A 10191-nucleotide genomic window follows, 5' to 3' on the forward strand; every position below is an offset into this window, starting at 1 on the left:
GCTACTAAACTTTTTTATAAGGAGAAACATTTATGATAACTATGGCATTATCTAAAGGACGACAATTAAAAGACTTTATAGCTTTTCTAAAGAGCAGAGACTTAACTCATTTAAGTGATGCGCTTGAATCAGTTTCAAGAGAACTGGTTGTGGAAACAGATACGATTCGTTTTTTACTGGTAAAAGGCGAAGATGTTCCCGTTTATGTTGAAGAGGGTGTCGCAGACCTGGGTATTACGGGCAGCGATGTGCTTTATGAACAGAAAAGACACATCAATAATTTGATGGATCTGCCTTTTGGCTACTGTCATTTTGCCTTGGCCGCTAAAGAACCTAAAGAGGTGTATCCGGTCGTCGCTACAAAATATGTACAGTTCACACAGAATTACTTTGATTCGATAAGGCAGCCTGTAAAAATCATCTACTTGAAGGGGTCAGTTGAACTGGCTGCCACAATCGATATGGCTGATGCTATTATGGATATTGTCCAGACCGGGACAACCTTGAGAGAGAATGGTCTGGAAGAACAAGTCCAGCTTGATGAAATCAATGCACGCCTTATTTCTAATAAACATGCATTTTTCTCTAAAAATGAAGAGATTCAAGATATTATCAATCAATTTAAAAAGCAGGTGCTGTGATGTATACGACTCAAACTTTTAAAGAAACGTTTAACGACATTAATGTGATTGACTGGGAGAAAACTAGCCAAGTTCTAACTATCATTCAGACGGTTCAAAAAAATGGGGATGCTGCTTTACGAGACTACAGCAAACAGTTTGATTCTGTTACCCTTGATAATTTTGAAATCCCCAAAGAGGAATGGATTAGTGCGTACGATTCCCTTGAACCGGCGCTTAAACAGGCAATGGAAACAGCTCATGACTCAATTGCACACTACCAGGAATCAATCAAGCTGACCGACAGTACTGGCGATGAGTTGTTTCAGAAAGTGCATCCACTGAATAAAGTGGGGGTTTATGTCCCAGGAGGAACGGCTCCTTTGCTATCGACCGTCCTCATGACTGCCGTCCTGGCAAAAGTCGCAGGCGTTCCTGAAATTGTCGTGACGACTCCTCCTCAAGAAAATGGGGTCCACCCTGCTTTACTGGCTGCCTGTCATATAGCTGGAGTAGATAAAGTCTTTCAGGTAGGCGGAGCGCAAGCCGTGGCAGCTTTGGCTTATGGAACGGAAACAATTCCCAAAGTCGATAAAATTGTCGGACCGGGTAACCAGTATGTCGCTTTAGCTAAAAAGCTTGTTTATGGCGATGTCGGTATTGATTCAATAGCCGGCCCTAGTGAAATTGTGGTGGTCGTTGATGAAACGAGCAACCCCAAATGGGTCGCCTATGATCTCCTTGCTCAAGCGGAACATGATGTAGAAGCACGCACATTTCTGATAAGCGAAGATGAAGAACAGCTCAAAGCCGTTCAGAACCATGTGAACGAGCTCGCCCGGAAACAGCCCCGCTACTCTATTATTGAAGAAAGTCTGGCTTCTCACCACTACAGCATATTGACCGCTTCTGAAAACGAAACGATTGAAATCGTCAATCTGATTGCCGGTGAACATGTTTCTATCCAGACGAAAAATGCTGAATCTTATATAGAAAAAATCACCACAGCCGGTGCTCTGTTTATTGGGGATTATTCTCCAGAAGCTATTGGTGATTATGTCGCCGGACCGAGTCATGTTCTTCCTACCGGAGGAACGGCCCGCTTCAGCAATGGCCTGACAGTTAACGATTTTCTGCGCACCAATTCCATTATTGCTTTAGATAAAAAAACATTTATTGAACTTGCGCCAAGCGGCATGCGAATGGCAGCAGAGGAAACACTTACTGCTCATTTTGATTCACTGGCGAGCAGATTGGAGGCAACACGATGATACGGATTGATAAGAACGAAAGTCCTTACAGAGCGTTAACCGATGATGAAATTGCCCAACTGGCAATTAACACTCATTTTAACCAGTATGCGGATGACGAGTATGTGGATTTACAAAAGAGCTACGCTGCTTTCAACAATCTGAATCCTGATTTGATTTCCTTTGCAAACGGGTCGGATGAATGGATACAGAAATCGATGATTGTGCTGGCTGATGGTCCAGTTCTTGTACTGGAACCTGATTTTGTCATGTACGAAGTATACGCCAAACAATTTAATCGCCCACTCACTAAAATCAACTGTCGGGAAGACTGGACATTTGACTATGAAGAAATCTACAACACAATTCGGGAGCTTAGACCATCCGTCTTTATTTTCTCTCAGCCCAATAATCCAATTGGAACTCTTCACCCTGCTGACTTTATTGAAAAAGCTGCAGAATTAATGAAAGAAGTAAACGGCTATCTGATTATTGATGAAGCATACGGGGAATTTAATCAGGAACCTACGGAGTATCCTGAAGGCGATCATGTGGTTCGTTTCCGCACGCTAAGCAAGGTTTATGGCCTGGCTGGTCTGCGTGTCGGTGTTGCAGTTGCGTCACAAGCAACTATAGACAAGCTGAACTCAATCGCTCATCCCTACCCTTTGAATACATTTTCACTGAATGTATCAAACTACCTGCTCAATCAGACTGAACGTCTGGAAGAGTTTATTGAATTGAACAGAACACTGTCCAGAAAACTGCTGCGTATTTTCAAGGAAGAAGTAGGTGATGTCATAAGTGTTATTGACAGCTCCACTAACTTTGTTTTAACCTATGGCGAAAAAGCAGTTGATTTGGGTGAATATGTAGTTAAAAATGGCTTTCTGCCGCGTATGTACCCTGAATCAGATAATGAAGCTTTGAGGAAAACGGTTCGTTATTCTATCGCCAAGGATGAACAGCTGAATCAGCTGCAGACAATACTGAAGGAATGGAGAAACTTACAATGATGATTAAAAAAGAGCGTCAGACTAAAGAAACTGCAATTAAATTGACTCTATCTAAGGGATTGAGTGATTCCCATATTGATACAGGAGTTGGTTTTCTCAATCATATGATTGATTTACTTGCGTTTCATGGTCATTTCGTCATTGACCTGTCAGTAGATGGGGATACTGATGTAGACGATCACCACACGACTGAAGATGTCGGTATTCTGCTTGGTCAGGCTATTGCGGAACTCTTCAGTGATAAAGAAGCCATTAACCGTTACGGTACAGCTTATGTCCCAATGGATGAGACCTTATCCAGGACTGTAGTTGATATCAGCGGTCGCCCTTACCTTCACTTTGAAGCTGATTTCTCCAGCCAGCAGGTTGGTTCTTTTGATGTTCAGCTCGTCCACGAGTTTTTCTATGCTCTGACTATCAATTCCCGACTGACGGTTCACATGGACCTGATTAGAGGCGGAAATACACATCACGAAATCGAGTCCCTGTTCAAATCATTTGCACAGGCTCTCAGGCATGCTTCAAGTCTTTCTGATATTTCGAGACTCCCTTCTTCAAAAGGAGTGATTGAAAAATGATTGCTCTTGTCGATTACGGATTAGGAAATATTGCCAACTTGACGAACGCCCTGGAATTTCTCGGCTATGACGTTGTGCTGACACATGACACCGAAGAACTTGAGCAGGCTGATCAGATTATTTTGCCTGGCGTCGGTCATTTTAAAGATGCTATGAACCGCTTGAATCAATTGGACCTGATTCCCGTACTAAACAGACTGAAAGAAGAAAAACCGTTTATTGGAATTTGTCTCGGCATGCAGTTGATGTTTGATTCCAGTGAAGAAGGCAACATTCAAGGATTAGGCTTTTTGCCCGGTGAAGTAAAAAAAATCACCGGCAGCCTTCCTGTTCCTCACTTAGGATGGAATAGACTGCAGTCAGTAGACCCTCTTCTGCAGGAAGATGTCTATTTTATTCATTCCTTTAAAGTTCATACCAATAAGAATGTTGTGGCTACAGCCTCCTATGATGATGATGTGGTCGCTATTGTGCAGAAAGACTCATTGATTGGAATCCAGTTTCACCCCGAAAAAAGTGGCGATAAGGGACTTGATATTTTAAATCAGGCACTAAAAGGCGGTTTTAATACATGATAGAATTATGGCCAGCAATTGATCTCATAGATAACCAAAGCGTTCGGCTGACAGAGGGAGACTACGCCACTGAGGAAAGAATGGCTCGCTCCCCACAGGAAGCTATCGCATTTTACAATAAATTTAAAGCTGTCAAGCGCATCCATATCGTTGACTTGATGGGTGCACTCAAACAAACTCCTGCAGAAAAAGAATTCATAAAAACACTGATTCAGTTAAGTGACTCACCAGTCGAAATTGGCGGCGGGATTCGTTCTGAAGAAACGATTGCCTACTATTTAGACAGCGGAGCCGAGTTTGTCATTGTAGGTACCCGTGGGTTGAAGGATTTGGACTGGCTAGCTGACATGACCTCTCTTTTTCCAGGTAAAATCTACCTGGGTCTGGATGCTAAAAAGGATCAGATAGCCGTTAACGGCTGGACTGAAGACGTCAACCGATCCATCTTCGAAGTAGCAGAAGATACTGCTCACTTGCCCTTGGGTGGGATTATTTATACCGATATTTCAAAGGACGGCAAAATGGCTGGACCCAATTTCCAGCTGACAAAAGAACTTGTTTCAGCTACCCCCCACCCTGTTACGGCTTCAGGTGGCATTCGCAGTCTGGAAGATATGAAACAGCTTGAAAAAGCCGGTGTGAAAGCCGCAATAGTCGGTAAAGCGGCAAATACTGAAGAGTTCTGGGAGGGAATCGAATAAATGATTAAGAAAAGAATTATTCCCTGTCTGGATGTAAAAGAAGGGCGCGTCGTTAAAGGTATTCAGTTTAAAGGCCTTCGCGATATCGGTGACCCCGTTGATCTGGCCAAGCGCTATAATGCTCGCGGGGCAGATGAACTGGTCTTCCTTGATATTTCTGCTACTGAAACCGGGAACGCTCTTATGATTGATGTTATTCGCCAGACAGCAAAAGAACTTTTCATCCCCATGACCATTGGTGGCGGACTGAAGTCTGTTGAGGACATTTCTGCAGTTCTGAATGCCGGTGCAGATAAAGTCAGCTTGAATTCAGCTGCTCTCAATAATCCGAGTCTGATTAATGAGACAAGTGAAAAGTTCGGTGCCCAGTGCATTTGTGTCGCTATTGATGCCAAATGGGAAGAAAGCGAACAGGACTGGTACTGCTACACGCACGGTGGGAAAAAGAAAACAGCTGTCAGGACCTTGGACTGGATCAAAGAAGTAGAAGAACGCGGCGCCGGTGAACTTCTGGTTACCAGCATGGACTATGACGGCATGCAGCAAGGCTTCGACCATAAGCTGCTGTCTCTTATCCAGCACACTGTTTCCATACCCGTGATTGCTTCGGGTGGCGCCGGTAGTGCTAAACACTTCGCTGACTTATTTGTTGAAACGGATGTTTCAGCAGGACTTGCAGCTTCTATTTTTCACGATGAAGACGTTACTATAGAAGAAGTAAAAGAATTGTGTGAATCGAAAGGAGTCAGCATGCGCCATGTCTAATTACGATACGCTTCACCCTGATTTTTCAAAAGGCCTGCTTCCAGTTATTCTCCAGCATTATGCTAATAAAGATGTGCGAATGATGGGGTATATGAACGAGGAAGCCTTTGAGCTGACCAAAAAAGACGAAGTCGTCTGGTTTTACTCACGCTCAAAAGACCGCTTATGGAAAAAAGGTGAATCCAGCGGTAACATACAAGTGGTCAAAGATATGCATCTTGACTGTGATCAGGATGCTTTATTGATACACATAGACCCTGCCGGACCAACCTGCCATACCGGATCTGAAAGCTGCTTTAACTTAAACCCTTCATTTACTTTAAAGGATATTGAAGCAACCATCAGCAACCGGGCTGCATCATCTGATGAAAAGTCCTACACTAATTACTTGCTGAACGAAGGCATGGACAAAATAGCCAAAAAGTTTGGTGAAGAAGCTTTTGAAGTCGTTATCGGTGCCAAAAACAAGGACAAAGAAGAAATCACAAATGAAGCCGCCGATGTCCTTTATCACCTAGGTGTTCTGCTGTACCACTCGGGTGTCTCCATTTCCGAAGTGGAAGATGTACTGTCAGCTCGTCATCAAAAGAACAACAATTTTAAGGGCGAACGTAAAACAGTACAGGATTGGTGAGTCCACGCCTCACTAATTACTCATCTTTCTGACGTATTCCAAGATATATTCAAGCAGCTTCAAGGTTGTCACACTGACTTCCCTGATGCTGCTTTTTTTGCACAATAACTATTATTAATACAATTAACTGTCCAAGATAATCCCCTTTTGAGGCTAACTATGCCTGCTTTTCTCTTACACTACTTTTATGCTGTTCCTTAATCCTTTCAGCAAATATTCTTTTGGAAATCCGTTATTCTATTTTATACCCATCCTAAAAAGTAAAGAATAACTAAATTAGTCTTTTCATTTATTGAAATAGCCATTTACATTATATACTATTAATAAGTTACGACTGAAAAACGGAGGAAAACAGAATGCCTAATCAGATCGACAGAGTGAAATCAGCTGAACGAGGAGCCAAAATAAGCATCAGTATCTATATAGTCCTTGCCCTAGTCAAAGTAATTTTAGGGAGTGAATTTCGATCTTCCTCATTATTAGCGGATGGCTTTAACAATTTAACAGATGTCATTTCATCAGTTACTGTTCTGATAGGACTGAAAACTGCACGGATGCCTGCAGATCATAACCACCCTTATGGACACTGGAAGGCAGAACCCATTGCCAGTCTCATCACTTCCTTTATAATGCTGCTGGTCGGTTTTCAAGTTCTGGAAAGCAGCATTACACGCATGATAACTGGTGAAATCACCCCACCAAATCAGTTAGCTGCCATCGTTTCAGTAGTCAGTACTATCATATTGTTCGCTTTATATCGCTATAATTTATCTTTAGCCAAGCGAGTCAACAGTGCTGGACTGAGAGCAGTCTCTAATAATAATCTGGCAGACAGTTTGACCAGTTTGGCAACTGCAGTAGCTATTATTGGATCCGCTTCTGGTTTAATCTGGCTTGACCGGGTGATGGCTGTTATTGTTTCTCTGATTATTATCAAAACGGGAATCGATGTTTTCAAAGAGAGCGTCTTTTCCTTATCTGACGGTTTTAAAGATAAACACCTGGCTGAATATAAAAAAGAAATAATCAAACTTCCTCAAGTTAAGGATGTTGCGTCAATTAAAGCCCGAATGTATGGAGCCAATACTTATGTTGACGTGACTATATTAGTAGACGGCAGCCTGACTGTTCAGGAAGGACATGATGTCACAGAGCACATAGAAAAAATGCTCTATGAAGAATTTGATGTCATGCACACTGATGTACACGTCGAGCCAGACAGCATCGAAAGTCAATTCAACAAAGAACAGATGTAAGCTCTTAAGGCTATTACTTGTATCTTATTTATACCATTATGTTTAAATAAGAACTGGAAGATTTTCTTATATTCAAATTATTAAAGAGGTATCAGACTGGCTTACATACCAGACTGATACCTCTTTTAGAAATAACGTTTTATATTTTCAGTTATGTTTTTTTAGAGATAACTTTGAAATTATGATTGACCGATGCTTTAATTGGAGAAAAATTGCTGAAGTAATCTCCAATCAGTTCATTCATGGGTATCGTCACTTCCCGTATTATTTTGGAGGCATCAAACATATGATAGTCTCCTCCACCAACTGCTCGGTATTGGTTAATAACCACTTCCAGCGAATCGTCCATTTCAACGGGCTTTTCTTTGTATAGCAGTTCTGTGATACGCTTACCTATAGGTTGAGATACATCAATCGTGTAATTAACCCCTTCGTACATATCGTAGTTGTACATTTGCGGCTTCGGATCCATAAATGCAGGATTGACAATAATTTGTCCCTCATCATTTAAATCAAAGTAGGATGCTGAGCGCTCTAGTGCAGCCTTAAAGTCCTGGCCGGTGATTTTCAGTACAGCAAGTGTGTTAGGATAAATGTAATTCAGTACGACGTCCCGCATCGTCACTTCAGAGGTAAACCCATTAACCTGATTATTGAAAAGCGCTGTTCCCGATATATCACACTCAGTATAATGCATTTGTACGCGCTGAACAAATTCCACATAAGGGTGCTCTGTCCGGCGGGCATCTTCCGCATCCTGGATAGTCATATCCCCTTCAACCTTTCCGATAGGCTGATCAAGCCAGTTTTCCACCTCTTCATTCACTGATGAAAAAGCATCAACTAATTCCTGTTGTACCGGAACGTTTTCAGTCGAAAGAACTTCCGGAACTGTATTGGAAAGCACATAAGCCCCATCTACTTCCTCAAATTCAAGCGTGACTTTGCCTAAGTATGTTCCTTTATCTCCAGGCATAACAACAGCCGTACCGTTGACTTTTTCAGCAATAACACGGTGCTGGTGGCCTGAGAGCAGCACATCGATTCCATCTACTTCATGAAGCAGCGCATACCCTTCATTCTCCCCTGTCTGAATTTCTGTTTCTTCTCCGGTCTTTAAATCTTTCTCAAACCCACCATGATAACTGACAATGACAACATCAGCCTGTTCCTTTAAATAAGGAACATATTCCTTTGCACTATCGACTGCAGACTTAAAGGATAAGCCTTCATAGTTTTCAGGGTGTTCCCAGTTTGGAATATAGGGAGTCGTTAAGCCTAAGACCGCTATCTTCAAACCGTCTCGCTCAAAAATTTTATAGGCCTCACCAAACGCCGGTTTATTCTGGCCGTTTAGGATATTGGCGCTCAGTATCGGAAACTCTGCCGCTCTCACTGCAGAATTTAAGTAATCTAAACCATAGTTGAACTCATGATTGCCAATCACTCCTGCATCAAACTGACATCTGTTTAACGCATCCATTATGACAGTAGCCTCTTTTTTCTGCTTTACTATATAATGCGTAAAGGGCGAACCCTGAATGACATCCCCATTTTCAATAGTTAATGAGGAACCATCAAGCTGCTTTCTTTCCTTTTCCAGCAGTGAGGCTAGTTTAAACAGGCCGAATGCCGCTTCCTGCTTACGCGTCTGGTAGTCTGTAGGGAACAAGTAGCCGTGCACATCACTTGTTTCAAATATCGTCAATGTTTTCATAATCGATTCCTTCCATACATTCCTTTTAGTTGTCTTCTCTGAGTATCTCAATCAGCAGTTCGGGATTATCTGTCATTATACCGTGGGCACCCAAATCTATCAGTTCTCTCATAGTTTCTTCATTGTTAATTGTCCAGTAGTACACTTCCATCCCCCGCTGTTCTGCCCCGCGAATCAATTTCCAGTCCGCCAGGTTGAAGCCTTCCTGCTCAGTTGGAAGCTGAAACGCATTTGCCGTGGGACGATAAAGGGCATTTGCAAAAGCTTTTTTTCTTATCACAAAATCCCTTGTCTCCTGTTCGCCTGCCCCGATAGCCACTGTGCCACCAGACACTTCATCAAAGCGCAAGTTAATGTCATGGTCAAAACTGGCGATTAATACAGTGTCATGTACGTCGTATTCTTCTATCAAGCGCCACATTTCCTGAATCATATCTTCATAACGATCTGGATCGTTGGTCGCCTTTAATTCAATCAGCTGACGCATGTGTCCAAACTCCTGAAAAACTTCCTCCACTGAAGGGATTTTAACACCACTTTCTCTATAGACCGCTTCCCCTTCTTCATTCTCAAAGTGGTAGCCGGCATCCAGCTCCTGTATTTCAGCCAGTGTCAGGTCATTTACCCGACCAGATCCATCTGTTGTCCTGTCCACGGTGTCATCATGAATGACGACCAGTTCTCCGTCAGCTGTAATAAACACGTCGTACTCCAGGATATCCACCCCTATAGACTCAGCGTGACTGAACGCTTCCAATGTATTTTCAGGAGCATGAATCAACCCACCTCTATGCGCAATTACAAGAGTTTCGTCACTACTTTGAACAAAAGCCGATTCACGTTCAGATGCAAAAGGATTAATAAACAGCAGCAGCCACACAAAAAACAGGAGGCCCAGTACGCCGCCAGTAAGTTTTAGTAGGAATTTCATATGTAAACCTCTCCTTCTATTATAGTAGTTACCAATTTTTTTATATTTTTAACATGTTTTAAAGCAACTAACGTTGCTCTGTCAATAAAAGTGCAAAAAGGCACCTCTTCCCCCCTTAATCTGATAAAATGAAGTTCACTAAAACAAA

The 10191-nt window shown here is 42.4% G+C and carries 11 protein-coding genes; 9 read left to right on the forward strand and 2 right to left on the reverse strand.

Features of this window, described 5'->3' with window-relative positions; all coding sequences use genetic code 11:
- The first annotated feature begins 32 nt into the window (after window positions 1-32).
- From hisG to ACYVLS_RS11360, 9 genes are all read left to right on the forward strand, one after another.
- On the forward strand, window positions 33-641 hold the full coding sequence (hisG, locus tag ACYVLS_RS11320; RefSeq protein WP_460324593.1) for an ATP phosphoribosyltransferase: 609 nt from the start codon (window positions 33-35) through the stop codon (window positions 639-641).
- The gene (hisD, locus tag ACYVLS_RS11325; RefSeq protein WP_460324595.1) at window positions 641-1891 is read left to right on the forward strand and encodes a histidinol dehydrogenase; all 1251 of its coding nucleotides are present in this window, start codon (window positions 641-643) and stop codon (window positions 1889-1891) included. The genes hisG and hisD overlap by 1 nt, the downstream gene beginning before the upstream one ends.
- Entirely contained in the window at window positions 1888-2886 is a 999-nt protein-coding gene (locus tag ACYVLS_RS11330; protein WP_460324597.1) for a pyridoxal phosphate-dependent aminotransferase, read from the forward strand. Before hisD ends, ACYVLS_RS11330 begins: the two co-directional genes overlap by 4 nt.
- Window positions 2883-3464, forward strand: coding sequence for an imidazoleglycerol-phosphate dehydratase HisB (gene hisB, locus ACYVLS_RS11335; protein ID WP_460324599.1), 582 nt, complete (start codon window positions 2883-2885; stop codon window positions 3462-3464). The genes ACYVLS_RS11330 and hisB overlap by 4 nt, the downstream gene beginning before the upstream one ends.
- On the forward strand, window positions 3461-4039 hold the full coding sequence (gene hisH, locus ACYVLS_RS11340; protein WP_460324601.1) for an imidazole glycerol phosphate synthase subunit HisH: 579 nt from the start codon (window positions 3461-3463) through the stop codon (window positions 4037-4039). The genes hisB and hisH overlap by 4 nt, the downstream gene beginning before the upstream one ends.
- Window positions 4036-4740 (forward strand): 1-(5-phosphoribosyl)-5-((5-phosphoribosylamino)methylideneamino)imidazole-4-carboxamide isomerase, encoded by a 705-nt coding sequence (gene hisA / locus ACYVLS_RS11345; RefSeq protein WP_460324603.1) that lies wholly within the window; start codon window positions 4036-4038, stop codon window positions 4738-4740. The genes hisH and hisA overlap by 4 nt, the downstream gene beginning before the upstream one ends.
- Window positions 4741-5505 carry an imidazole glycerol phosphate synthase subunit HisF gene (gene hisF, locus ACYVLS_RS11350; RefSeq protein ID WP_460324605.1) on the forward strand — a complete coding sequence of 255 codons (765 nt, stop codon included), beginning with the start codon at window positions 4741-4743 and terminating at the stop codon, window positions 5503-5505.
- Window positions 5498-6139, forward strand: coding sequence for a bifunctional phosphoribosyl-AMP cyclohydrolase/phosphoribosyl-ATP diphosphatase HisIE (gene hisIE, locus ACYVLS_RS11355; protein WP_460324607.1), 642 nt, complete (start codon window positions 5498-5500; stop codon window positions 6137-6139). The genes hisF and hisIE overlap by 8 nt, the downstream gene beginning before the upstream one ends.
- Window positions 6140-6495: 356 nt before the next feature.
- Window positions 6496-7395 (forward strand): cation diffusion facilitator family transporter, encoded by a 900-nt coding sequence (locus tag ACYVLS_RS11360; RefSeq protein ID WP_460324609.1) that lies wholly within the window; start codon window positions 6496-6498, stop codon window positions 7393-7395.
- 151 nt (window positions 7396-7546) lie between these two features.
- On the opposite strand, the gene ACYVLS_RS11365 is transcribed toward ACYVLS_RS11360, so the two are convergent.
- Both ACYVLS_RS11365 and ACYVLS_RS11370 read right to left on the reverse strand, forming a co-directional pair.
- Window positions 7547-9112 (reverse strand): bifunctional metallophosphatase/5'-nucleotidase, encoded by a 1566-nt coding sequence (locus ACYVLS_RS11365; protein ID WP_460324611.1) that lies wholly within the window; start codon window positions 9110-9112, stop codon window positions 7547-7549.
- A gap of 25 nt (window positions 9113-9137) precedes the next feature.
- Complete coding sequence (locus tag ACYVLS_RS11370) at window positions 9138-10043, reverse strand: glycerophosphodiester phosphodiesterase (RefSeq protein WP_460324613.1); 906 nt, start codon at window positions 10041-10043, stop codon at window positions 9138-9140.
- Window positions 10044-10191 lie beyond the last annotated feature (148 nt).

The organism is Alkalibacterium psychrotolerans (assembly GCF_054784355.1).